Origin of the sequence: Cellulophaga sp. BC115SP, from assembly GCF_009905545.1 — a bacterium.
In the GTDB taxonomy this organism is placed as follows: Bacteria; Bacteroidota; Bacteroidia; order Cytophagales; family Spirosomataceae; genus Flectobacillus; species Flectobacillus rivi.
This window is the reverse complement of record NZ_JAAALB010000044.1, coordinates 25,706-50,944: the sequence shown is the minus strand read 5'-3', so window position 1 is coordinate 50,944 and position 25,239 is coordinate 25,706. Positions and strand designations below refer to the sequence as shown.

Annotated in this window: 21 protein-coding genes; 5 read left to right on the top strand and 16 right to left on the bottom strand. The window is 36.3% G+C overall.

All coding sequences use genetic code 11. The annotated features are described in order from the left end of the window. Positions 1-95: 95 nt before the first annotated feature. From GVN22_RS22330 to GVN22_RS22270, 13 genes are all read right to left on the bottom strand, one after another. Positions 96-1,709 carry an AAA family ATPase gene (locus tag GVN22_RS22330; RefSeq protein ID WP_166553232.1) on the bottom strand — a complete coding sequence of 538 codons (1,614 nt, stop codon included), beginning with the start codon at positions 1,707-1,709 and terminating at the stop codon, positions 96-98. Positions 1,710-1,872: 163 nt separating this feature from the next. Further along, a complete protein-coding gene (locus tag GVN22_RS22325; protein WP_166553231.1) occupies positions 1,873-2,802 on the bottom strand; it encodes a DUF4238 domain-containing protein in 930 nt (309 codons plus the stop codon). A gap of 266 nt (positions 2,803-3,068) precedes the next feature. Beyond that, positions 3,069-3,704, bottom strand: coding sequence for a hypothetical protein (locus tag GVN22_RS22320; RefSeq protein WP_166553230.1), 636 nt, complete (start codon positions 3,702-3,704; stop codon positions 3,069-3,071). A 527-nt stretch (positions 3,705-4,231) separates the two neighbouring features. Beyond that, the gene (locus GVN22_RS22315; protein ID WP_166553229.1) at positions 4,232-5,275 is read right to left on the bottom strand and encodes a hypothetical protein; all 1,044 of its coding nucleotides are present in this window, start codon (positions 5,273-5,275) and stop codon (positions 4,232-4,234) included. 96 nt (positions 5,276-5,371) lie between these two features. Then, positions 5,372-5,746 (bottom strand): hypothetical protein, encoded by a 375-nt coding sequence (locus GVN22_RS22310; protein WP_166553228.1) that lies wholly within the window; start codon positions 5,744-5,746, stop codon positions 5,372-5,374. A 42-nt stretch (positions 5,747-5,788) separates the two neighbouring features. Continuing rightward, on the bottom strand, positions 5,789-6,604 hold the full coding sequence (locus GVN22_RS22305) for a hypothetical protein (protein WP_166553227.1): 816 nt from the start codon (positions 6,602-6,604) through the stop codon (positions 5,789-5,791). Between the two features lie 13 nt (positions 6,605-6,617). Beyond that, positions 6,618-7,142: a hypothetical protein gene (locus GVN22_RS22300; RefSeq protein WP_166553226.1), complete on the bottom strand. Its 525-nt coding sequence runs from the start codon at positions 7,140-7,142 to the stop codon at positions 6,618-6,620. A 122-nt stretch (positions 7,143-7,264) separates the two neighbouring features. Further along, positions 7,265-7,906 carry a hypothetical protein gene (locus tag GVN22_RS22295; RefSeq protein ID WP_166553225.1) on the bottom strand — a complete coding sequence of 214 codons (642 nt, stop codon included), beginning with the start codon at positions 7,904-7,906 and terminating at the stop codon, positions 7,265-7,267. Between the two features lie 75 nt (positions 7,907-7,981). Beyond that, on the bottom strand, positions 7,982-8,671 hold the full coding sequence (locus GVN22_RS22290) for a hypothetical protein (RefSeq protein ID WP_166553224.1): 690 nt from the start codon (positions 8,669-8,671) through the stop codon (positions 7,982-7,984). A gap of 219 nt (positions 8,672-8,890) precedes the next feature. Then, complete coding sequence (locus GVN22_RS22285) at positions 8,891-9,505, bottom strand: hypothetical protein (protein ID WP_166553223.1); 615 nt, start codon at positions 9,503-9,505, stop codon at positions 8,891-8,893. A 124-nt stretch (positions 9,506-9,629) separates the two neighbouring features. Next, positions 9,630-10,208, bottom strand: a complete 579-nt coding sequence (locus GVN22_RS22280) for a hypothetical protein (protein ID WP_166553222.1) — start codon at positions 10,206-10,208, stop codon at positions 9,630-9,632. A gap of 86 nt (positions 10,209-10,294) precedes the next feature. Next, positions 10,295-10,996 (bottom strand): SMI1/KNR4 family protein, encoded by a 702-nt coding sequence (locus GVN22_RS22275; RefSeq protein WP_166553221.1) that lies wholly within the window; start codon positions 10,994-10,996, stop codon positions 10,295-10,297. Between the two features lie 368 nt (positions 10,997-11,364). Continuing rightward, the gene (locus tag GVN22_RS22270) at positions 11,365-12,540 is read right to left on the bottom strand and encodes a patatin-like phospholipase family protein (protein WP_166553220.1); all 1,176 of its coding nucleotides are present in this window, start codon (positions 12,538-12,540) and stop codon (positions 11,365-11,367) included. Between the two features lie 200 nt (positions 12,541-12,740). Here GVN22_RS22270 and GVN22_RS22265 point away from each other — a divergent pair, with 200 nt between their 5' ends. The 5 genes from GVN22_RS22265 (at position 12,741) to GVN22_RS22245 (ending at position 18,134) form a co-directional block, all read left to right on the top strand. Further along, entirely contained in the window at positions 12,741-14,675 is a 1,935-nt protein-coding gene (locus GVN22_RS22265) for a glycoside hydrolase family 127 protein (protein ID WP_166553219.1), read from the top strand. Between the two features lie 21 nt (positions 14,676-14,696). Then, complete coding sequence (locus GVN22_RS22260) at positions 14,697-16,289, top strand: hypothetical protein (RefSeq protein WP_166553218.1); 1,593 nt, start codon at positions 14,697-14,699, stop codon at positions 16,287-16,289. Between the two features lie 8 nt (positions 16,290-16,297). Beyond that, on the top strand, positions 16,298-17,326 hold the full coding sequence (locus GVN22_RS22255) for a serine hydrolase (protein WP_166553217.1): 1,029 nt from the start codon (positions 16,298-16,300) through the stop codon (positions 17,324-17,326). A 155-nt stretch (positions 17,327-17,481) separates the two neighbouring features. Next, positions 17,482-17,745 (top strand): hypothetical protein, encoded by a 264-nt coding sequence (locus GVN22_RS22250; protein WP_205691005.1) that lies wholly within the window; start codon positions 17,482-17,484, stop codon positions 17,743-17,745. Beyond that, complete coding sequence (locus GVN22_RS22245) at positions 17,727-18,134, top strand: type II toxin-antitoxin system VapC family toxin (protein ID WP_166553216.1); 408 nt, start codon at positions 17,727-17,729, stop codon at positions 18,132-18,134. Before GVN22_RS22250 ends, GVN22_RS22245 begins: the two co-directional genes overlap by 19 nt. A 181-nt stretch (positions 18,135-18,315) precedes the next feature. On the opposite strand, the gene GVN22_RS22240 is transcribed toward GVN22_RS22245, so the two are convergent. From GVN22_RS22240 to GVN22_RS22230, 3 genes are all read right to left on the bottom strand, one after another. After that, complete coding sequence (locus GVN22_RS22240; protein WP_166553215.1) at positions 18,316-20,079, bottom strand: RagB/SusD family nutrient uptake outer membrane protein; 1,764 nt, start codon at positions 20,077-20,079, stop codon at positions 18,316-18,318. A gap of 208 nt (positions 20,080-20,287) precedes the next feature. Continuing rightward, positions 20,288-23,686 (bottom strand): TonB-dependent receptor, encoded by a 3,399-nt coding sequence (locus GVN22_RS22235; protein WP_166553214.1) that lies wholly within the window; start codon positions 23,684-23,686, stop codon positions 20,288-20,290. Between the two features lie 171 nt (positions 23,687-23,857). Then, on the bottom strand, positions 23,858-24,973 hold the full coding sequence (locus tag GVN22_RS22230) for a FecR family protein (RefSeq protein WP_166553213.1): 1,116 nt from the start codon (positions 24,971-24,973) through the stop codon (positions 23,858-23,860). Positions 24,974-25,239: the final 266 nt, after the last annotated feature.

Below are 25,239 nucleotides of genomic sequence, written 5' to 3'. Positions count from 1 at the left end.
TAAATTACTTTAAAAGAGGTCTGGAAGGATATTCTGTAAGAGAATTTTTAGAGAAAATGAGTTGTGCAACAGCTACCCTTGTTGGGCGTAGTTTTTCATCCAATTAAGTTTGTCAATGGTTGCAAAAGTGTTCTGTAAAAATCTCTTATGTCTGGTTCGTCAATAATTAGTTTTCTAACAGCATTTTCGTATTGCTCTCTTGTCAGGCCAAGACCCGAAACAATTCTGTTTAGAACTTGTGTTTCTCTTATTGGGTATCTTGTCAATAGACCCATTAAGTTGCTTTCTGCAACAAGCCTGTCAAAATGATTTTCTTCATTTTGTAGAACTTGGTTTAAATCAAATGTCAAATTGTAATTTTTTCGTGCTTGAATATCGCTATGTTTTGGCAGGGACGACATGACCTCATTGCGAAGTCTTTTTTCACAAAGTTTTGAGCAAAGTCTTTCTTTATGCTGCATTATATCTTGTATAATGTTTGCTGTTGCATTCTGAAATAATATGCTTGCTTCCTGTCCGGTCAACACAGAAACTTTTAATGCGATTTTTTCAACAATATTTAAATGGTAATATAATGCTTCAACAGAATAAAATGGAACAGCTGCTATTCCTTTCGTCAATAGTCCTTGTAGTTGTTCGTCTGTTCTATCGTCACTATCAATCAAACCATAAGCACCAATCCAATGAATACTTTCTGTTCCTTTTATGCCATCAACTGCCCTTTCAACTTGGCCGCAGTTACCTTGTGGAATAACTGATACATTAGGATAAATAAGTTGGTATATCTGCCTATCTAAGCTCGTGGATTGTCCCTCTACAAAAAGTAATTCTCTTTTTGAACCTAGAATGTCACGTTTAACTGTTTCAGGAATTGAAGTGTCGGCTGAAATTAAGTCTGCATCCCAATTTTGAATATTCTTTCCTTGCCATTGACAACCTCTAACTAAAAGAATACTAGCCTCAGGGTGGTCAATTGGTAAATGGATATCATGAGTAGAAATGACAAATACACAATCATTCCTTTTTCGAAACAGTGTAGTTAATAATGGTGAAATTATCGAACGGTGAAGATGCCTCTCTGGCTCATCTAGAATTATCAACGAATTTGGTTCTGTAGTTAGAACGTCAGCTCCAATTAATAAAGCATTTCTCTCACCATCAGACAGTTCGGCAACACTATAAGGCTCACAACCATTTTTTGAAGCAAATAATTGTTCATCCTTTCCAAGAATTATTGCAATTGGAATATTTGAAACGGCTAAAAGTTCATTAATAGCTTGAATAGGTGCTTGATTTCGAGAATGTTCTTGGGCAAGCTCAATATTATTCCCATCAACGGCTGATGCAATCTTTCTTGCTCTGATATTTTCTGAATTAATTAAATTAAAAATTGAAAGTGATGTTCTTTGTTGCGAATAATCATCCTTCCACCTTGAAAAAATTTGTGAGTTCGTTGAATTTATTGCGTTCTCATAATCTTTTTTTTGCGAAGCTGTCATATTCATTGCATTATCAGTAAACCATGTTTGTCTATGAGCAAGTATACGTTTAGCATGATTACTGTTTTGAGTAAATAGATTGTGCATCAAAGTCGATTTACCTACTCCATTGGCACCTAAAACAAAAAGTGCGTTTCCTTCAGTCAACGGAATATTTACATTTCCGTTGTTTGATGTCTGAATTGAAAATCTGTATTTATTGTCAGTCATTTGATTTATATATAGTCTTTCCTAAAATTACGCACAAAGGTTTGCGGCTTGGCGAAGGTGGCGATTTCTACCACAAATGTTGATGCGGAGAACAAATGTTTGTTTAACCACAAGTGTGCCTGAGGAGCACTGAACCGCCACTTTTGCCAATTGCCAGTTGTTCTTATTTCAGCCTTTCCAATTGTTCTTTTGTGTCGGCAAAAACATAGAAGTCAGAATTTTCGATAACCTTTTTATTAAATAAATTTATAAGTTCTTTGTCTGCACTATTACCTACATATTTATCGGCTTGGTCGTCACGAAAATGTATTGTCAATGCGTGTTTTGGAGAAATAGGATAATACAATTCTAAATCTTTTACTTCGCCATTTTCATCAACTTTGTCGTTGAAGATATTGAAAATAGGTTGGTCGCAAGTGATGAAATGTTCAGTTGTGTTATTCTCGTGAAATATGAATTTGATTTTTCGGTCAAGTGAAATTTTCTTTGCAAAAGTCGTTGCTGTAACATAACTCAAAATATTCCAAGATTTTTTCGCCAACTCTTCATAAGGTCCACCGACAAAAGATTGTAAAGCTGAAGTTCTCATACTTTTAGTTCTGAAATACTGAAAGCACAAAAACATTATTGCATCAAATAAGTAGTCGTCTTGCTCGATTGTTTTTAAGTCTTCCAAACTTCTGTATGCGATAAGTTTCTGTCCTAAATTTTCCATTTTCCCGTGTCCGATTTCCATCAGATTGATTTCCAGTTTTCTGATTTCTTCGGTATACTTTTCTTTGTCAACCGCAGGATTTACGGTCTTATATAATTGCTCTTTTAACTTACTTGTGCTGGTGAATAAATTTAGAAAGTCAAAATTGAGCGGTTTTACAACTGTTGGACTGAATTTGTCAATGTAGTTTTTTAGAAAAGTTTCTTCTGCATCTGTAAAGTCAACAAGCTTATAGAAATATCTTTCTTGAGCAACGTCCATTAAACTCGTCCTTTCAATTTTATTTAACTGCGTGAAATGTGTCCAAATATTATCGTTGTCCGCCCAAGGTCTTAGATAATGTCTCCATACGTAATGTTGTCTTTTTACTATACTCATACTCATTTTGATGTCGTGTGTATCGTTTTACAATTGGCTATAACAAGTTTATAACTGCAATAATAATTGAATTTTATTACGTCTATCCAACCAATGCGAAGGTTTGAATCACGCCAAGCATTTTATTAACCAAAGTCAATATACGTATATTATCGAAGCTATCCCTAAGCTGTTTGTTATAGGTGTATATAAAACTGCCTCAACAACTCGCTACAGCAAGGTTAAACGCTCAGATAACCACGACTTCCAATAATATCATTTCACTTTCAATTTGTCTGTTTTTTGAGTTTAACTAAATCATCCACATAATTGCCATAAATAGCGATTGCATTACCATTCTTAATGTCAAAATATGGTTTAGGAAACAAAGTTTTTCGTTGGTCTTCTGATAAATGACTAATTGGAGACGAAACTTCTTCTTTAAACGAAATTTTCTCTGGTCTTACACTAACCTTATCTTTGAAATAATCATTTTGGTATCTACCTGAATAAGGACTTGCCCATTTGTTGTCAGCGGTCAAATACAAATCAAAATATTGGTATTTCTCGTGATATAGCTCGCCTTTGTGAGGAGAAACAAAAAGAAGAACTGTCTTGAACTTGGAAAATGCAGGTTCGCCATAATGGTCATAAGCAAAAAATGTAATAGTGTCTTGTCTGAAAGAACCATTGATTACTTGTAATATTTTGTATTTTGCTCTATATCTGTTGTCAAGACTTATACCTACGGTTATCACAGTATCTTTGCCCATAATTACTGTATCTGACAAAGACTTTTCAGGTGTGTATTTCACTTCAATTTTTTCTCCGATAAAGACTAACAAACTGTCCTTTGAGGTTTGCCCTAATGATGAAGTCAGTGAAATAAATATTGTCACTATTGTAATGGCTAAAGTTTTCATAGAATTGTAGTTAAAGGGTGAGTGAGTATAGCGATTTGATATTGAGAATGCCAAAGTTCATTATTGGCATAATACCTTATCGAATCATTCAAATACTCCACTATTTTGTATATGAAGTTAAAAATTATGAAATGCAATAAAGTTTGATGTGTCCCAATTTTAAACACCGTCAGTTGCCATACGGGCTTATAAGGGTTTCATTATCAAGATATTTTTTAATGCCATATCCCGAGCGTAGTTTGGTCTCTCTTGAAGTGAATTTCTGTGATTTTGTAGAGTCTCTTGTAAGTGCATAGTATCATTTTTTTGTTTGCAATAGACGAGATTTAGCGGTGTAGCTAAAGTACAATTCAAATATATAAAAATAAAAATTGATTTCCATCCTGTGCAAAATCTTCAATTGTGACTAGGGAACCATTATCCTTGCCAATAGGATCGGAATCCTTAGATTGAGTGAGTACTGGCTTGGAAGCCAGCACTAGCGACAGAGTTTGTAAAATAATTAAAACTTATTTGCGGTCTTATTCCTATTCATCTATTGGTTTGGGCATATCGTCATACGGATACTCATACCCATAATCCTCCTCCCATTCTTTTTTCACAATGTCGCCATAAATTACCTGACGAACTTCGTAGTCTTTTGTATCCATTGTCCCAACGAAAATTCTTCGATGTTCTGGAACTGCTTCATACGCCGCTTTTAAATCGTCTCGTAATTTTTTGGTCGGGTTTTGTTTGTACACCTCAAATATTCTCGCACATTTGGCAATACTATTTTCGCTACCGTTTAGTTCGTTGAACTTATCAACTAGCTCGTTCAGTTTGAATTTAATATCAATTCCGCTCCCCGAAACGACTTTAAATGACCCTAAATTCACAATTAAAACCGTTTCTCCGATTTTAAGATCTGTTGTTAGCGTACCATTCTGAGCTAAGGCATCTAAGTCCACTAGTTTGTGTATTTTCTTCTTAGGTAAATTTGTAATCTCTATGTATCCACTTTTATAAATAGATAATTCTGCTAAATATGTTTTGTTATCATCATTTCGATAAAAGAAATGAAATTTTTCTCCATTAATTCTTTTTCGAAAAAATGAGTTTGGGTCATCATAATGATAAGGTAGGGCTGTCGAGGTAGAATGCTTTGCAACATTTACATTGCCTACCTTTTTTGAATCACTACCGTTATAATTGTGTAAATTTTCGAGTGTCGGATTAAGTTGTTTTACAAGTGAGTAAACATAATCATACAGTGTTTCTTTGGTATGTTGCCATTCTCCTTGCTCAATATTCCAGTTACCTAAATTATAAATAGAAATTGCTTCTCCGTCTGGAATCGAGGGAACAACCCAGCCTTTATTTAACTTGTCTTGGAACATAGATAGGTCAACCATTCCCCAACAATTAATAAGTCCGTCACTATACACCTGCAAGTCAGTAAAGTGATAATGAATATTGTGTATCATTCCTGGGATAGAAAACCCTTCCAGAACTTCTGTCCTTGTGATGGTTGTCAAGTCAACTGTTTGTGTTGTCTTGTTGGAATTGAATATTTTATCAAATAGTTTCATTAGTTAAATGGTTTATTTTAATATTAATCAAATTTTGACAGAGGCTCTGTACTTGATTTAACCACGTAAGACCATGTGTGGCAAATGTTTTTTTTTCTATTTCTCTTTATTGAAAAAGTTTTGCGGACTAACATTTTGTTTAATTAAGGCTGTGTCCAGCTGGGTTAAATTGATACTTCCTTTAAACGGTTCAGAGTAATATACAAGGGTATCATTGAGCATTTTTAAGCGTAAGGTTGTTTCAAATTCTCCTCTATACGCTACTATTTTTGTAAAAATATAGGAATTAGGTTTTAATGCGACGCCTCCATAACTATTTCCACAACTACTAAACTGCCAATATTCAATGGGTCTCCAATTGCCATTCTTATCTTTTGCTTCTTGTATAATCATTAACCTTCCATCTTGTTCCTCCACCCTAATTGTTTTATATGTGGGGTTAACTATGTAAACGGGATAGCCTTTGACCATCGTTTGATTATCCTTCCATGTTTTTAGTTTTACCTAATTTGATTAATGGTACTTGTTATGTCTATTTTCACAGTTAAATGTAACTGGCATTATATAATTCATACGAATGAATTTACCATGACTATATAAAATATCCCACTGGGGAATTGACTTGACAATTCTAATTGCTTCTTTATCGAAGTCTTTGTTATAACCACGAATCACCTCAGCACGATCTATCAATCCATAGATATTTGCCGAAAACTGCACAAATACTCTTATTTTCCCTTTATTCTTTGGTAAAATGCTCCAATTTATTTGTCTGTCAATGAACTTCAATAATTTCTTGTGGTCTACTTTGTAAATAGAAGTTCGAGATTTTGAATTATCATAAGATTTTATACCCAAAAGTTTCCCTTCTTTAAACTGAAATTCTAATTCCTTTTCGTATATAGAATCATAACCCATGTGGACGTAATGTAACAGTTTTCCTTGTGGCGAAATAAAAGTGTCAGTTACCCAAACTGCCTTGACTTTTCCGTTAATACACTTCTCGCCAAACAAAGCTTTTAAGTCTGCCTTAGTTTCACGATGCTCATCGCAACAACTAAAAATGCCTGTTAAATAAATTTGGTTGTTAATAATCTCCCATTCAGCATAATAACCTCGCCAGCAGCTAGTTGAAGTACACTCATGCTTACTTCCAAAAAAGTTGGGGCGTGAGCTACTTTTCTCATAAAGTTGTTCGAGAGGATTTGCATAAATTGGAATAGTATCTCCTTTATAAATCAGTAGGTCTGGTAATTGTGAAGTCGAAAACCCTTTGAAAAATGAAAGTGTCCATAAAAGTAAAGTGTAGAAATGAATGTATTTTTTCATAATGTACTTATGGCTATCGTTTCGATTCGTTCATAATTTGCCAATGTTTAATATCACTATCAAACTCCTCATCATCATCAGCAGGAGCATATTCAAGCAGGATACATGTCTTTGTAGAGTTGGTAAGTTCTTGAATCTCCTTCTGAATTTCAAGGGCATTATCGTAATTATTAATTAATTGTCCTTCATCTGTGAGACTATTTTCTTCGATAGATATACCGAAAATGATTTTATCATCAAAAGTGAATTTCAAGATAACTCCATCAATATCCTTTTTATAATTAGATTTTGTTCCAATGTAAAACGCAAACCAAAGATTTGGGTGACTTAATCCATAGTCAATTACCTCACTCAGCGTATTCACTGGTATATAGGTTTCCTTCACTCCATATTTTTCATTGGAATAGATTGCTACCTCAACACCTTTTCCTTCGAAATTCTCAATTAATTCTCGCTGACAATAAAAGTTCAAGAAAAGCTCTATCGTTTCTTTGTCTCTACTTTTGGAAATTCCATATATGTCATAAAATGGAGGCATTATCTTCAATGTTATATTGGTAGTACAGCTAATGATTGGGGCTTTGCATTTTGATGAAATTTGAAAAAATCCAGCTCAAACGAAAGCCACCATACTGCCAAACCTTGTCTTGGTAGACATTTTTATCTATTCAGTTTCATGAAATTAAATTCTTCTCCAATTATGTAGGTTCCGCCACTTAAAACTAATTTTAAATCACTATTGTATTCTGTCCATTTTTGTCCGTTCCAAAATTGAGGTTTTCGCTCACCAAAATAGTAAGGTTCTTTTCCTGCTTTTTGTAACATGTCAAAATAAAAGCTTAGAATACTTTTTGGTCCTTTTGCGAAAAGTCCTGTTTCTGATTTACATAGCTGAAATAGTTGTCTTCCTTGAATAAATTTTTCAATTGGAATTAAGTTGTCGAAAACAATTGTATGTAATTCGAAAATACTTGTTAGTAACAATTCAGGATGATCTCCTTTCCTTTTAAAGTATAATTCAGTTTCTACATCTTGAAATTCTACAAGTAAATTATGCTCTGAATAAAAAGTCATAAAGTTGCCGAAATTATCAATTTTACTTTCTATGTAGCCGTTTACTTTAAGTTGCCAATACTGCCTTTGCCGTTCTTCAAGTTCGTCTAAATAAAATGAAAAATTAAAAAGAAGTTCATTTTCTAAGTATTCAATAGAGCATATTTCTAACCCACCATCATTCTCAAATTCCGCAGATGAAAATGCTTCTTCAAGTTCAATTGGCAAAATGTTTTGTAATTCTTTCAATTTTAATTCCCGTTTTGTCTTTTTAGTGAGTAGCTATATTACTAGCCGTTTTTTGTCCTCCTCGACGAAAAACTGTCAAAACTTCCACCAAGGTTTTTCATTCTTGATTGCTGTCGTATTGCTTTTATTTTTTACAGTTGTAAGCTTGAGTTGCTTTGTCCAAAGCTTAAAAGTTAGACCTTTGGGATTACCGTCGAAATCAAGTGGATATGGCAAACTTAATTTATTCATAAAGTCTATTAGTTGCCATTCTTCCTGTCCATATTCGTCCGTAGAATATGCTTTTTCTGTTTCTTCTTCTTCCAAATCCCACTTAACTAAATATTTGTCAATGTCGCTTGGTGTTACATTCTTTAAATATTGAGTAAGAATATTGGCATTCCCTTTCCAACTTTCAATTTCTTCATCCGAAATGGTTTCATCCCAATAATCTGGAATGGGATTGAATTGGTCAATTATTTGTCCATCATTATACAAAACATACATCCAAAAATCTCCATCGTGAATATGAAATGAGAATACTGTCGCATTTAATTCTTTTGACAAATAAGCCGAACTGTCATCCCATTCTAAATAGCCATTTGGATAGAAAACACTCACATTCCCATTTTCTTCGTCGATGATGCAACAGTTGTCAGTAGATGAGTCAATGTTACTTTCTTCTTGAAGTCCACCACTAACAGAAATGGCATAATTTGTCAAGCTGGTAATTACTTCGTTTTTTGTCTTACCAATGATTGATGAAAGTGCTAAAAAATTTCCCATTTATATGGTCTTTTAAAATTGATATAACATTTTGTTATTAGCTACAGTGGAGATTTAAAACAACTTGCTGTTATCCTCTCGCCACAAACTAATAGTGGCATTTTTCAGTATCCCATTGCTACCTCAAAAATAATTAATTTTGTTACCGTTTGTCCATCATTTTTACACTATCCTGTAAGTCCAAAGTTGAGGTTCATGCAGTCTACTCTTATTTGTTATTTATCTATTTGGAGGAAGAAATCTGATTTGGTTAGGTGGATTTTTATAGCGTGTCCAAATTTTGTAAAGTAGGAATAAAGAGACTCCCGTTCCAATTAAAATTACGCCTTTATCTCCAAGAAGCTCTATAATATTGTTAAACTGACGTGTCTTACGACTATGTGCCTCTTCGACTGTTCCATTTGCTATACCAATGGCTTCATAATAAGAAAACACAGTTACTCCAACGGTTGCGAAAAGTCCAATTAAATAATTTTGAATAGCCTTAAATGGAGTTAATGCTTCATCCACCTTTTGATAAAAGTGTTCTCGAATAAAATAATTGAATAGAACTTCATCCTCATTTTGGTCTTTAAAGCTAAACACACAATCCACTGAAATTCCGCCGATAGCTTTATATGTTATATACACATCGTCATCATTTTCCTCCTTTTTAATTGATTTTATGGAGTCATACTTCACCTCGACCTTTGTCGCAAGAGATAGTTTTTTATTCCAAGCATCTTGAAATGCGGTAAAAGTATTGAAGTTTTGGCTAGAAAATTTCAGAGAATTTTCATCAATAATAAATGAAGAAATTTTATTTTCAGAAATTGCAAATACTTTGTCTATCATAATTATAGGTTATTTTAAATTGGTGTTATTTCAGTGCTAATATTTATAGAATGACAGCGAGATAAAATACTAATATCCTCTAGCTTGAGATCATAATCAGGAAATGGCATTTTTTCGTAATTAATTAATCGTATGTCCATTCTATCAATGTCAAGGAGTTTGCTTTCCTATCTATTGAAATAATCAAAAAGTAATAGATATAAACCCAACTTTCGGGTTCAAGGACTCTTTCATCGTTTTTGTCAAACCAGTCCTTTGATAAAATATAAAAATAGTTATCTCCAAAATCATTTTGGATTTCAAAATACCTATCGAGCAGTTTCGCAAATGCGTTTCTATCATCACCCCAATCTGGTTCGTTGATAAAGTCACAAAGAAATTTTAATACGCCTTGTTTGTCCGTTTTCTCGAAGTCATTGATTTTTATTTTGTCAATAGCAAAAGCTTGTCTCAAATAACCTTTTTCTGGTTCAGCTTTTACACAGTCACGCAAACAATCAAAGGAAAATTGCTTTGAACGAATAAAGATGTCAACAATTTGGTCGTTGCTAGATAGTTCTTCAACCTCAATGGCAAACTCTGTCAAGTTAAAACCTTGATAGCCTTCGTTAATTTCGATATGTCTTTTGGTTTCGATGGTTGAGTTGTCATTAAAAGGTTTATAACAGACAGGCTTTGAGTTATAGGGAGAACACAGCCTCACATTTCTAAAGATAATATTAACCCCTGTCGTTCAATTTTTTGCGAAACAGTCATAGCCACAGGTCAGTGTCAGCGACTATATTTCCTTTAGTTCTGCCAGATTTTCCACCAAGGTTTTTTTAGGTCAATAGTTGTATTTTCTTTAGTGCTAAATTTTAAAGTCATCTCTGCAATTGACTTATCCAACCACAATTCATACCAATCTAAAAATTTGATTTTGTTTTTTTCACCAAGTTGAATTGTTGGATATATTCCACCATCGTTTCCTCTGTCATCCGTCCAAACATTCCCATATTCTCTTCCATTGACGACTAAGTTTAAACTTATTCCGCAACCATAATTACAAATCGCAATAACGCCATTAATTTGTTCTCTATCAAAATACAAATTTGTAAACTCTTCATATTGCCTATCATTTTCCTCCTGATTTTCATCTTCACTAACAGTAGGTTCAAATTCCATATTCCAAGCGTCAGTGTGTGGGAATGGTTTACTTGGATTTAATACACTGCCCTTATGTTTGTAGTCCAAGTCGTCCAAAACAGCATTTTCAAGAGGTTCAAGTCCATAAAATGGGCCTGCTCCTCCATTTCCGAGTGTAGTCAAAAATGCAACATAATCACTCGGTAAAGTAATCTTATGCTTCACTTCAAACTGTTTTATCACGTCTATCTGAACGGTTGGATTTAGGATATACCTATGTTTTACAGAACCAAAAAGCTCCAAATTCGTATCCAATTGTCGTAGTTTTTCAAGCTTAGCTTTTATGTTGTCCAACTGATTATTCATTATCTGGGTATCGTTTTTATATGGGTATCAAAAAATACAGCTAACTGAAGTAGCATTTTTTTGCACGAAAATTCAATAAAAATTAGGCTTAATGCAATATATTGAAAGAAATACTTCTTTCAATATATTGTCAGACAGGTGTTTAGTTAGATTTTTATAGTTCAACATATCCTCCTCTTCCAAATACAGTTTCCAATTCAGTCTATTCGCAATGTGCTTAAATGTGCCGATATATATTTGTTGATCTATTACCATTTTGAGCTTACAATAGCAACCAAAGTCAATATACGTAATTTATCAACTATATCCATTTGGTAAGACGTTTGAAGAAATGTGTATGTATAATTAATAATGTTGTTTAAGTTTTCTTAAGCTGTTGGTAAATGATCTATCCAACTTGCCTTTTGAAGATGCTTTTTAAGTTTTTCACGATAATTACTATCCATACCAGTCACCAACTTATTCTCACCTCTGAGGTCTGACTTAAAACCATTTTTATCATGTACAAAATCTGCTACGGCTTCGCCCAATATCTTCATTAATGGCAACATCTTTACATCTGCCATATTGATTTTTGCTAGCTCTCGGTCACTCAATTGATGTATAGAGTTAGCATCGATATTGTCTAGTTTTTTGAGTGATTTATTAGGTAGTTTCTCAATAGACTTTCGATCCAAAGAAAGTTGCAATCTTCGGAAATCTAGTCCTTTCATAAGTGTACTTCTCAGAAAATTCACCTGCATTTCACTCGCATCTTTGCTTGATTCATCCATTACATAATCCAGCCAAAATAATACATCTGGTCCTTTGGGCTCGGAGATTTCTTCGAGAGGGACAAACCTAAACAAGCTTGCAGTACCAAAACTAAAAACAGTCGTATTGTCAGAACTATATTTCTCTTTTCCATTGTAATGAAATGCCTCCATTAGCGCCGCCATTACTGGATTATTGTACACGGTTGTACCTCCATCGATAAAGCGCTCAAAGGGCTGGAAATACGTGGGTGCCGACATGGTGGCTTCCACCACAGCGCGCATCAGAGCATCCTGATAAGTATCTACCGCTTTAGAGTTTTCATTTTTGTTAAAAAAAGTAAAAAACGTTTCTTCGCCTGCCACCATATCTTTGGCAGTAAAAAACAAGTCTATTCCTGACGATTCGCCTAGGTTTTTTAAGGATTTATTACCAAAAATATCTTTACAAATCGCTCTATAATTGATTTTATCGAATTGAGGAGGATTTGTGTAACGATTACCCAACAATCGTTCTTTAAAGATATTTGCAGCTAAATCTTCATACAGTGTTTCTATCTCTGTCGCCGATTTTTTGTTTGCAATCAAGCTGGCAATAATCGCTCCTGTAGAGGTGCCTGCCACCATATCTACCCATTCGTAGATAGGAGCACCTACGATTTCTTCGATTTTTTTTAAGAGCTGAATGGTAAAAATGCCTCGTATTCCACCTCCATCAAAACTAAAAATTATCTTATTGTCTGGAGCAATATTGAGGGCTTGGCGTGCTTTAATTTTTGATTCAGTTGACATAAATTTTGTGTGTTATTGTTCGACCTGAAAGTGGGAATATTCTCGTAAACAAGCAAATTAGGCTCACAATATTTATTATCTGGTAAAAAATATTATTAATCTCATTTTCAAGCAAAAACCTTTTGAAAGATTATTCTTAAGAAAAAAAGAGTATCAAATAGGTCGTCGACTCATCTTTTCTGAAAATAAACCTTGTACCTATGTTCAGAAAAGGATTTTTTATTCTTGGAATAGCTTCGCTTTTTTCATACTCCATTGAGGCTCAATCTCACTACCCCGGTCAGCACCATGGCAAATTTGTCCTGCAGGACCAGTTATCCTCTACTATTCAGGCTTTTGATTTACTTCAAATTCGTTTGTTAGATGGGCGTTTTAAAGAAAATATGCTCCGTGAACAATCATGGATTAAGCAACTGGATACCAAACGACTACTTCATAGTTTCAGAAACAATGCAGGTGTTTACACTGCCAATGAAGGCGGATATTTCGCCATGAAGAAATATGGTGGATGGGAATCGCTCGATTGTGATTTGAGAGGTCATACCACTGGGCATTTGTTGTCTGGCTTGGCATTGATGTATGCTCAAACGGGTGATGATTATTACAAACTTAAAGCCGATTCTTTGGTCAAAGGGCTCGCAGAAGTACAAACTGCCTTGAATCAAGAGGGCTATTTGAGTGCTTTTCCTCAAGAATTAATCAATCGAAATTTGGCTGGTAAAAGCGTGTGGGCGCCTTGGTACACTTTACACAAAATCTATGCAGGACTAATAGACCAATATTTGTATTGTGACAGCAAACAAGCCCTAGAAATTGCTGAAAAGATGGGCTTGTGGGCATACAAAAAACTCCAACCTGTTTCGCCTGAACAACGACGTATCATGCTTCGTAACGAGTTCGGGGGGATTAACGAGTCTTTCTATAATTTGTATGCTATTACGGGGAAAAAAGAATATCAATGGCTAGCAGAGTTCTTTTACCACAACGAAACTATTGACCCTTTAAAAGAGGGAAAGGATGTGCTAGACCCCAAACATGCCAACACTTTTATTCCTAAACTATTAGGACTGACTCGCAATTATGAAATTGAAGGAAAAGGCGATGCCGATACCATAGCAGCATTTTTCTGGAATACAGTCATCAATCATCATTCTTTTGCCACAGGAAGTAATAGCGACAAAGAACATTTTTTTAAGTCCGACGAACTTTCCAAACACCTTTCAGGCTACACTGGTGAAACCTGCAATGTCTACAATATGCTCAAGTTGACGCGGCATTTATACACTCATACGGGTGATGTTAAATATGCGGATTACTACGAAAAGGCGCTATTCAATCATATACTCGGTCAACAAGACCCCGCTACGGGCATGGTGGCCTACTTTCTTCCAATGTTGGCAGGAGCGCATAAAGTGTATAGCACTCCCGAAAATTCGTTTTGGTGCTGTGTGGGAAGTGGCTTCGAAAACCATGCGAAGTATGGTGAAGGTATTTATTATCATGATGCCAATTCGGTACTTGTCAACTTATTTATGGCGTCTGAATTAAATTGGAAAGAACAAAACTTTAGCCTAAAACAAGAAACCATTTTTCCACAAAACGGACAAACGAAGTTTACGATTACAGCAGCACCCACACAGCCTTTGGGAATCAAAATTCGTTATCCGTCTTGGGCTAAAAGTGTGGTAGTGAAATTAAATGGAAAGGTACAAAAACTACAAAATCTTGCAGGAGGATACATTTCTTTATCACAAAAATGGAAAGTCAACGACATTATCGAAGTGGAGTTTCCAATGGAACTTAACCTAAAACCCACCAACGATAACGCCAACAAAGTTGCCATTACCTACGGTCCCATTGTACTAGCTGGTAAAATGGGTACTGCCCAAATGAACAGCCCTGCCCCCTATTCTGATCCGAGTGCGTACAACGACTATTACAAATATCAATACCATGTTCCTGCGGATATTATTACCAGTTTACACTTAAATCCACAAAACTTAACATCGACCATAGAGAAGGTTCCCAATGCGGCTTTGACCTTCAAAACGAAGGCTGAAGGCATTATTTTACAACCACTATACAATATTCATCGAGAAAGATATGTGGTGTACTGGGATATAATTCATGAATAACTTTTAGATTATCATTCTTTTATGAAAAAAATACTCATCATTTTTTTTCTACTATTTATCGGTTTTTCTACCCATATACACGCACAAGTTTGGCAATGGTCAGCTCCCGTAGAAGGACTCATTAGCGAGGAAACCAATGCCAATCCGCAAGCATTCCTGTGGATTCCTGAGAATTGTAAGGAAGTGAAAGGCGTAGTGGTCGGCATGCACAACATGATAGAAGAAGGCATGTTAGAAAACGAAAATTTCAGGAAAAAGCTTACCGAGTTAGGTCTTGCCGAAGTTTGGATTACACCCGTTTTAGAATTTCCTTTCGATTTTCATAAAGATGCCCCAAAGCATTTCCAAACCATGATGGATGCTCTTGCCAAGGTTTCGGGATATACCGAATTATCGAATGCTCCGATTATTCCCTTAGGGCACTCAGCCATGGCGACTTATCCTTGGAATTTTGGTGCGTGGAATCCTACCAGAACTTTAGCCATAATTTCTGTTCATGGCGATACCCCTCAAACCAACCTAACTGGCTATGGCAGAGCTAATCCAGACTGGGGAAATAGAACGATTGAAGGTGTACCAAGTCTGTTTATTATGGGTGAATATGAATGGTGGGAAAAACGGCTCGAACCAGGTTTTCAATATGTATCCAAACATCCGAAAACGCCTATTACTTTCTTTGCAGATGCTGGACATGGGCATTTTGATTATAATGAATCCATGGTCAACTATGTGGGATTATTTATTGAAAAAGCTGTTAAATATCGACTTCCTAAAAAAAATGGTGAAGCCCTACGTCCTGTAATTCCACAAAATGGTTGGTTGATTGACCGTTGGAGAAAAGACTCCTTGCCTATTACTCAAGCACGTCCCTATTCGCAATTTACAGGAAATAAATACACGGCATCTTGGTGTTTTGACAAAGAACATGCCCAAGCTACAGAAGCATTTTATGAAAAAGCTCGAAGCAAAAAAATGCAATATTTGGGCTTAATTCAGCAAGAAAAAATACTTATTCCATCCAAAAATCATGCTCAATATCAACCAACTTTCAAGCCTTTGTCTGATGGCATTAGTTTTAGGTTCAAAGCTTTTTTTAGTGATACAACCAAAACTACAGTTGTCATCAATCACGCCAAAACACCGATTATGATAGACCGTATTTGTGGTCCTGTCAAAAAACTAGATGATAGTACTTTCCAAATCAGTTTTTACCGCATGGGATTTAACAACAAAAAACGGAGCAATGCGATTTGGCTATTGGCACATAACGAAGGTGATGAGCATTATAAATCAGCTGTACAGCAATTTGAGCTAAAATTTCCCTTACAAAATACACAAGGTATAGCACAAAAGATTTCTTTTGAAGCTATGCCTAATATTAAAAAGAAAGTGCGCTTTGTAACTCTAACTGCAAGCTCAAATGCGGGAGTTCCTGTATTTTTTTATGTAAAAGAAGGACCTGCTTTAATCAAGAATCAACAGTTAGTTTTTACTAAAATTCCACCAAAATCTAAAATGCCTATCAAAGTAACCGTTGTGGCTTGGCAATATGGCATTGCTGGAAAAGTACAATCTGCCGAGCCTATTGAACAAAGTTTTTGGATCGAAAAATAATACACTCTATGAAACAACTCCTTATTATTCTTTGCTTGTGTGGATGTTTTTGGTCTGCTGTTGCTCAGAAAACACCCAAGAGCTTTATGCCTATTCAACAAAAAATTCAAACTTGGGTAGACAGTGGTCATTATGATGGTGCTTCAATCGTTGTTTTTCAAAAAAATAAAAAGATTTACCAAGCCTATTTTGGAAATTATGACAAAAATAGAGTTGTATTCATTGCCTCTGCTGGCAAATGGTTGGCAGCCGCAACGATTGCGGTTTTGGTCGACGAAGGGAAATTACATTGGGAAGATAAGGTAAACCACTGGCTTCCCGAATTTAAGGATACCAAAGGTGAGGCGACTTTAGCGCAACTTCTATCACATACTGCTGGCTATCCTGATTATCAACCTCAAGGCAACCCTGTCGATATATCTCAGGATTTAAAGAGTTCTGTTGACAACATTCTTCCTTTACCTGCCGATACTTTATCAGGAACAAAATTCAAGTATGGAGGATTGGCAATGCAGGTTGCAGGGAGAATGGCAGAAATAGCAACAGGTAAAAGTTGGGAAAAATTATTTCAAAAAAAAATAGCAAATCCCTTAGGAATGACTCGTACTCGTTTTACCCCAGTCGATTCAGCGGGAGGACATGCGCCCATGTTGGGCGGTAGCGCTCGCTCGACACTTCAGGACTATACTAATTTTCTATCCATGATTTTCAACAAAGGGGTATTTAAAGGGAAAAGGATTTTATCTGAAAAAACCATTGCTTTTATGCAATCTGACCAAATAAAAAATGCAAAAGTTCAAGTTGGAGAATTTGTCGAGCGGGCAAGGGGTCGAAAAGAAACAGATATTTATGGCTTAGGTGAATGGCGAGAAGAAGTGAATACTCAAGGAGAAGCCACACTTCTTAGCAGTCCTTCATGGGCAGGCGCTTATCCTTGGATTGATAAAACCAACGGTGTTTATGGGTTTTTCCTAACCCATGTTACAGGTTTCAAAAAAGGATTTTCACCATTTTTACTAGTCATGAGCTTGCCTTAGATGTCAGAAAAGCGCTTTCTCAAAAATAATGCTGCCCTCTTTTGAGTTTTCTAGTTAAATATCAAGTTGATTTGTTACTGACGCAAGTTTGTCATGGATAACTTTAACAATGGCGAAAAACTGTTATATTTGAGTAACCTTAAAACGAAACAATTATGCTTACAGCCGTAGAAGGAGTTTACGATAATGGGCAAATCATATTGACTGAAACGCCCAAATTTACCCACAAAGTAAAGGTCTTTGTTATGTTTACTGAGGAGGTAGTCAATGACCAAACTACTGTGGAAAGTAACCTAGTTCCTGCTCGTACATTAAAAGGAAGTTTACGAGGGACTTGGAAAAATATTGATGATAAAGACAAAGAAGAAATTCACAAGCATTTTGACAATATCAGAAACGAATGGGAAAGAGATATTTAATTGCTACAAATGTTGTATCTAAATATTTTGAGGAAACTCTTTTTGAACACGGACATACGTTACTTGATCATGTGCTTGACAATGGACAGGCATATATTTCTGTAATTACTAGAATAGAACTTTTGAGTTTCGCACCAAAAAATCAAAACCTTTTGGCATCAATTAATACTTTTATTGATGCTTGCCAAGAATTTTGGATATCGGAGGAAATTGTGCAACAGACTATTGAGATTAGGAAAATGTATAAGGTAAAACTACCAGATGCAACTATCGCCTCAACAGCCATGTGTTATGACCTGATTTTACTCTCTGATAATGATTCTGACTTCGGTAAAATTCCAACATTAAGATATATTAATCCTCGTAAATATCAGTTAGCAAATAGCTAAATATCTAAAGCAATACCAAGTTGATTTATAGCTGAAGCAGGTTTGTTGGAAAAAATTCCAACAAAGGCGGAATATCAAATTTGTTTGTGGCTGACGCAAGTTTGTTGGAAATAATTCCAACAAAGGCTAAAAAAGAGAAGCCCTCGTTGAATTTATTTCTAACGAGGGCTTCACTTTTTTCTTACCAGCCTGGGTTTTGAACCATTTGCTTATTTCGGTCTATTTCCGATTGTGGAATTGGCCAGAAATAGTGTTTTTTCTCAAATACACGAGTCTCGAATATCGCTCTCTGGTAAAATTCGGTATCCGTAAAACTTGTGCCTTTACTAACATTCATCCCATACATAGGTCCACCTTGAGTGTTATCGGCGGTTTTCCAACGACGCACGTCAAATAGGCGATGTTCTTCAAAAGCTAGTTCGATACGGCGTTCGTGACGAATACGCTCACGCATATCTGCTTGTGTTAAGCCCGTTGGCAAAGCTGGAATACCTGCCCGCTCACGCACCAGATTGACATATTTGGCAATATCTGTATTGTTTGGACTGTATTCGTTTAATGCCTCAGCATAGTTCAGGTACATTTCGGCCAATCTAAAATAAATCCAAGATTGGGTTGTATATCTGTTGTTGGGCACATCACTATTAGGACTCACAAACTTGGTCAACAAATATCCTGTCTCAGTATGGTCATGCGAGCCATTTTTTCCAGAAGCTCCTGTTGCGTATAACTGTATTGGTGTACTAGATGCTCCTGTAAACACCCATGTATCGTGGTTATAAAGTATGCTTACGTAGAATCTTGGTTCACGATTGAGATACATATTCCAGTCCAGTGCCTTGGTATATTTAGTGTCTGTTGTAGACAAACCCGTTTCTACATATCCCGAGCCAGCTTCATCAATACGTTTGCCATTGGCCATGTGATAGGCATCTATCATTTGTTGGGTTACACCCAAACCGTTCCAACCTTTCATTTGTCTTGGCGCAGCATGAATAGTCCAGTTATTTGTTCCTGAACTAGGGCGTCCCCAAATAACATCAGCGTTCCAGCGATCAATAAAAACATCACGATAAGAAGCAAAGGGATCTAAAGCTCCCGTAGCATCAAACTTTTTATATAACCCATTCGGCATTAAGTCTATCACGGCTTTAGCTGCATCAGCAGCTAATTTCCATTTATTGGCATCGTACGTATTAGTAATCAAGGCTTTGCCATCCGTATTTTTGAAGCTGGCATAATCTTGGTTATTTCCATTAAACAAAGGACTTGCAGCATACAGTAATACACGAGCTTTGATTGCCATTGCAGCTCGCTTGTCTACGCGACCATAATCTATGACATTTTGTGTAACGGTAGGTAAATCTTTGGCAGCCAAGTCCAGTTCATCTGCGATGTATTTCACACATTCATCATAAGAATTGCGAGGTTTGGTTGTTTCCGAAATCGAGGCGTCTACTGGTATAATATTGGGTAAAAGTACAATAGGGCCATATTGACGAAGCAAAAGAAAATAGTAATAAGCTCTTAAAGCTCTAGCCTCTGCCTTCGTTCGGATATTGATACCAGCGGTTACGCCTTCACATTCAGCACATTTTTCCACTGAGTTGATATATACCGATGCCGCACGAATACCTTTGTAATAGTGGGCATATCTATCATAGGGAATCGAAGTGGGTCCCCAGTTACCAGTATTAATCGAGTTGGCGCCAATAGTTGTCCAGACGAAATCTCCCTCATCAGAAACAGGCGTAAAGTTTGCATAAGGGTCGGCAGGATCGGGCAAATAGCTATACACATTGGCAAGGTACTTTTCTACTTCTAATCGGGTGGTAAATACCGCATCGATTGTAAGCATATCGTCGGGTTGTTTATCCAAAAAATCATCGCACGAAATGCTCAATGCGCTTATGACCAATAGAAGAAATATAGAGATTCTTTTCATAATGATATTTCGATAAAATTTAGCCAAGTAAGAAGTTGTTATTAGTTAATAGTATATCCATTTTCTGAAGTAATTCATAATCAAAACATTACGACTAGATTACACCACAGACACACTATTATTCTAATCCTCCCTACTCCTTATCATGAATGAGTTTTAGCATTAGATTTGGAACAAATTGTTTTTTTCATTTGTGGTCTGGAATAGCCTACAAACTGATATTTACTCCAACATTGATATTTTTTTGAATCGGGTACACAGCTCCGCGACCGTTACCCAACTCTGGATCCCAATAATCAAATCCACTCCAGGTCAATAGGTTTAACCCTGCGACATAAAAGCGTAAAGTATTCACTTTTAGTTTTTGAGTAAGTTTTTTCGGAATCGTGTATCCTATTTCGACCGTCTTTAAGCGTAGATATGTGGCATCTCTTAACCACCATGATGACGAACGGAAATTGTTAGAGTTTGTGCCAAAAGATAGTCTAGGATAAACTACATCTTGGCTTGGATTTTCTGGCGTCCAACGGCTCAAAGCACTCACATGAACATTGCCTCGCAGACCACCTTCGGAAAAAGGGTAAATACCTACCCCACCCAACATAAAGCTCATAGTACCTGCACCTTGAAAAAATGCAGAAACATCAAAGCCTTTAAAACCAAGTGTTGTTCCGAAACCGTAAACCAATTGTGGCGTTGGAGGATTTCCGATGGCTACTTCATCATAAGAATCTATCAATCCATCACCATTGACATCTTTATACTTGATATCTCCAACTCTAACTGGTCCAAAAGTTTGCTTAGGAGAAGTCGTAATTTCGTCCTCACTTTTAAACAATCCTTCTGCTATCAAACCAAATGGTTGTTGATACCTCTTTCCTCTTCTATTTTGATAAGTATATTTATAGTCGGGAGCATCGTCATTGAGGAGTGTATTTTTCACATAAGTTACATTTGCTTTCAAGCCAAGGTTGAGTTTGCCAATTTTTTTGTTGTATTCCATATTGGCGTCAATTCCTTTATTTTCAAACTCTCCGATATTTCCCCATGGGTTATTTTGAAGTCCTAAAATAGCTGGCAATGAATTTCTTTGCATAAAAATGCCCGTTCTGATTCTCTTAAAAACATCTGCTTGTAAGTAAAAACCTCTGAGGAATCGTAGTTCGAGACCGACGTTAGTTTCAGTTTCTTGTTCCCATGTCAAATCTGCCCCCCATTGGTCTTCTCCTCTACCTCCAAAACCATTATTGACATCTTGTCCAAAAGTATAGCCTCCATTTCCACCGCCTACTGTAGTGAGATAAGCAAATCGGCGTCCACCAATTTGGTCATTCCCTTTGAGTCCGTACGACCCTCTAACTTTGAGATACTGAATAGCGTCATTGTCTTTGAAAAAAGGTTCTTGTGAAACAATCCAACCAGCTGCTACAGCAGGGAAAAACCCAAATCTATGTCCTTTGGCAAAGTTTTCCGAACCATTATACCCTGCGTTAAATTCCAGAAAGTATCTTGATTGATAGCTATAAGACAAGCGACCTACCAAACCTTGCAACCTGAACGGCAAAGAGCTAATAGCATCGGTAGCATCGGCATTTTGATAATCTTGCTGATTGTACAAAATCAATCCACTTACTGTATGTCCGCCAAAGGTTCTGTCATAATTCAAGTTAGCTTGCATGTATATACGTCTATTTCCGCCAGAAGATTTTGTAAAGCCCAAATCAGCATTACCATTTACCAACTTAGTCAGTAATAAGTTACCATTGGCATCTCTTGTGGGAGCAGTGTAAGTATCTACCGCAGAACGAGTTCGCTGAATAAAGTGGTAATTATATCCATCAAATGCAAACTTTCCTGAAACCTTCAAACCTTCAGTAATACTCGAAAGATCTTGATTAAGCGTCAAATCTGATTGGATATTATTTCTCCATTCTGTGGCAAAACCCTTTCCTGTTAAAGACTGGTAAGGATTCGTAATACCATTGACACCGCCATACACAAACCCCGCAGGATTATTGTATGGATAAGTGGGTGCATAACCTATTGGGGTATTAAAGAGAGCATCGCTCCAAATGGTTGGCGCACCAACACCTGGGTAATTTGCCGTAATCAAAATACCGCCCAAGCCCAATTTTAATTCAGTAGTTTTACCTAACTTCACATCGGTATTTGCTCTGAAGTTGTAGCGTTTCAATCCTGCATTGGTATTGTAACGGTTAAGATTATCACCCTTCCAGATTCCCTCCTCATCGTAGTAGGTTGCCGACACAAAGTATTTAGCATTGGGCGAACCACCCGAAATATTCAAATTGGCACGTTTGGTAGGTGTATTTTTTTTCACCAATAAATCTATCCAGTTGACATTAGGATAAAGATAAGGATCAGTACCAGAAGCGTATTTGGCAATAATCTCAGGAGTATATGGTGTGACAAAATTAGGATTAGAAGCTAACTGAGCTTCGTTATAAAGATTCAAATAAGTTGGTCCATCCACCATTTGTGGTAGCATCGTTGGCGAATTTGAGCCTGTCTCATACTTAAAACTAATGGAAGGCTTGTCATTTGTTCCCCTACGAGTAGTCACCAAGATAACGCCATTGGCACCTCTAATACCATAAACTGCCGTTGCCGAGGCATCTTTCAAGACTGAAAAAGACTCTATTTCTTCTGGTTCTATGTTATTAATTGGTCTTTCTACCCCATCTACCAATACCAGTGGCGAAGCACCAGCGCCAAAAGTACTGATACCGCGTACCCAAAATTGGGCGTCATCATAGCCAGGCTCGCCACTTCGTTGAACTGCGATTACCCCTGCTACTTTACCAGCCAAAGCGTTATTCAAGGAACGTGGAGCGGCAGATTTAATGTCAGCCATTTTCACCGTAGTAATAGCTCCGACTACACTCTCCTTTTTTTGCTCCCCATAACCTACCACTACAACCTCGTCTAGCGCTTGGTTGTTGACTTGCATTATGACTTCAACTTTTGAGCGACTGCCCACCGAAACTTCTTGCGTTTTGTAGCCCACAAACGAAAACACCAACACAGCGCTGCTATTGGGTACTTGTATCGAAAACTTACCGTCTGCATCTGAAGATACTCCCTTTGAAGTTCCTTTGATCGAGATATTTACACCAGGCATTGGTTGGTTCTTTTCATCCAAGATCAAGCCTGTTACTGATTTTTCATAAATATAATCAATCAACATAGGTCTCAACGAAAGCATTGAGGTAAAGAGCGATTTGTTTGCCTTACTTAATATAATGGTGTTTCCCGAAACTTCATAATCGATGCCTAGGGGTGCAAGGAGTTTAAACAGCACATTTTTAATGGATTCATTCTGTGCCACGATTGTTACATTTCGTTCAGAACCAATCAATTGAGGACTATAGATAAAACTCACAGGCGCATTTTTTTTGATTTGACGTAAAGCCATATCCAAAGGTTTATTCTCCAAATGAAGAACAATTTTTTGGTTCAAACACTCTTGCCCATGATTCTTGTGTGCAATCGCAAAGGTTGTACAAAAGAGTATTAACAGAACTTGATAAAGAGAAAAGCGCATGATTTTCAACAAAATCTTAATTTGTTTCGTAAATTTTTTCATAACTTGTTTTGTCTTTTGTTAAGTTTTAGCAAAAAAATCCCTGCCCAACCTATTAGCGTAGGTCGGAAGTTGTTAGCGCAACATGTAGGGAAACCTCAGTCGAAGGTGCTGCTACACCTTCGACTTTTTTGTTGAAATGGGTAATGAAACTGGTATAGAACTATTTGAAGGCTAGTTACATTTTTTTCCATGAATCACGATCTGTCCATCTATCACTTCATATTTGGCATCGATTGCTCTGCAAATCAAATCGAGCTTTTCAAATAATGGTTGATTTCCAAGTTCTGCCGTGATTCGGCAATTGACCATTAATGTATTATCGTACACCATTGGAATGTTATACAGTTCATACAGTTTTTCAAAAACTTGTGTAACAGGTGTATTTTCGAATACTAAATATTTACTAGTTGGCACGATACTTTTGAGAGGCTCAGGAGTTGCGACAATCGACCGTTTCATTTGGTTATCTACTCGATTGAAAACCACCTTCTGATTGGGTGTAAGCATTACCTCTGGCTTTTTTTCTAATACTTCATCTTCGTTATTCAAAGGAAAAACTGCTACTTTTCCTGTTTTTACGATCACTTTTACCTCTTCTTCTTTATCATAAGAACTAATTGTAAAGCTGGTCCCTAAAACCCTTGTTGCTAGCTCATTGGCATAAACCACAAAAGGCTTATGAGGATTTTTGGATACTTCAAAAAAAGCCTCTCCACTCAAATAAACTTCTCGTTGGGTAGCCGAAAAAGACTTCGGATAACTAACACGACTATGCTTTGATAGGGTTACCTGACTGCCATCGGGTAAATCCACGAGCTTTGTTTTTTCGGAGTCGTTAATGACTTCTTCTAATACCTCTTTCTTGTCGTCAGTTCGTTTTTTATAGGCGGTTTTCTGAAAACTAAACTCATCGATACCTGTTTGCTTTGACAGATATATTACTCCAAAAACTCCTACTAAAAATACGGCAGCTACTTTCCATAATTTGGCAAAATCGATCAAACGTCCTTTTGGTGAATCTATTTGAGGTGTCACAGACAACAGTTTTCTGCTATCTGAAAACCTTCTAATTTCAGCATTCAAATCGCTTTCTGAAATTTCTTCATGGGCGGCACGTATCTTTTTAATAATTTCTTTGGCAGTTTCTACATTTTTGATTTGGTGTGGATTTTCAAGTAACCAGTTGTTCCAAAAATGATTATCCGTTTCTGAGTTCTGTATTACCCATCGACAAAAGGCATCATCTAACATGAAATCTTTTACCGTAAATTCTATATAATTCTGCATAGATAAAATTGTGTTATTAGCCTTTCTTGTATGATATAGTAGCTATTGAATTATTGATACCCTTTTGTAATGATTTTTTTTGTAAAAAAATTGACCTTATAAATTATTAATCTCCTTTTACTGTCGTTAGGCTATAAAAAGTACCCTTACTGAATCGTAAGTAGTTCTTTTTACGTTCACTACTCCGTCTAACATCAAGGTTTTCTTTGATGAAACTCGCTAAAACGACAATAACCAAAGCCAAGCTTCGGTCAACAAAAAGACAT

Coding starts and splice junctions, on each gene's coding strand:
- GVN22_RS22330 (WP_166553232.1), bottom strand. CDS start 1,709: ATGACTGACAATAAATACAGATTTTCAATTCAGACATCAAACAACGGA.
- GVN22_RS22325 (WP_166553231.1), bottom strand. CDS start 2,802: ATGAGTATAGTAAAAAGACAACATTACGTATGGAGACATTATCTAAGA.
- GVN22_RS22320 (WP_166553230.1), bottom strand. CDS start 3,704: ATGAAAACTTTAGCCATTACAATAGTGACAATATTTATTTCACTGACT.
- GVN22_RS22315 (WP_166553229.1), bottom strand. CDS start 5,275: ATGAAACTATTTGATAAAATATTCAATTCCAACAAGACAACACAAACA.
- GVN22_RS22310 (WP_166553228.1), bottom strand. CDS start 5,746: ATGGTCAAAGGCTATCCCGTTTACATAGTTAACCCCACATATAAAACA.
- GVN22_RS22305 (WP_166553227.1), bottom strand. CDS start 6,604: ATGAAAAAATACATTCATTTCTACACTTTACTTTTATGGACACTTTCA.
- GVN22_RS22300 (WP_166553226.1), bottom strand. CDS start 7,142: ATGCCTCCATTTTATGACATATATGGAATTTCCAAAAGTAGAGACAAA.
- GVN22_RS22290 (WP_166553224.1), bottom strand. CDS start 8,671: ATGGGAAATTTTTTAGCACTTTCATCAATCATTGGTAAGACAAAAAAC.
- GVN22_RS22285 (WP_166553223.1), bottom strand. CDS start 9,505: ATGATAGACAAAGTATTTGCAATTTCTGAAAATAAAATTTCTTCATTT.
- GVN22_RS22275 (WP_166553221.1), bottom strand. CDS start 10,996: ATGAATAATCAGTTGGACAACATAAAAGCTAAGCTTGAAAAACTACGA.
- GVN22_RS22270 (WP_166553220.1), bottom strand. CDS start 12,540: ATGTCAACTGAATCAAAAATTAAAGCACGCCAAGCCCTCAATATTGCT.
- GVN22_RS22265 (WP_166553219.1), top strand. CDS start 12,741: ATGTTCAGAAAAGGATTTTTTATTCTTGGAATAGCTTCGCTTTTTTCA.
- GVN22_RS22260 (WP_166553218.1), top strand. CDS start 14,697: ATGAAAAAAATACTCATCATTTTTTTTCTACTATTTATCGGTTTTTCT.
- GVN22_RS22255 (WP_166553217.1), top strand. CDS start 16,298: ATGAAACAACTCCTTATTATTCTTTGCTTGTGTGGATGTTTTTGGTCT.
- GVN22_RS22250 (WP_205691005.1), top strand. CDS start 17,482: ATGCTTACAGCCGTAGAAGGAGTTTACGATAATGGGCAAATCATATTG.
- GVN22_RS22245 (WP_166553216.1), top strand. CDS start 17,727: ATGGGAAAGAGATATTTAATTGCTACAAATGTTGTATCTAAATATTTT.
- GVN22_RS22240 (WP_166553215.1), bottom strand. CDS start 20,079: ATGAAAAGAATCTCTATATTTCTTCTATTGGTCATAAGCGCATTGAGC.
- GVN22_RS22235 (WP_166553214.1), bottom strand. CDS start 23,686: ATGAAAAAATTTACGAAACAAATTAAGATTTTGTTGAAAATCATGCGC.
- GVN22_RS22230 (WP_166553213.1), bottom strand. CDS start 24,973: ATGCAGAATTATATAGAATTTACGGTAAAAGATTTCATGTTAGATGAT.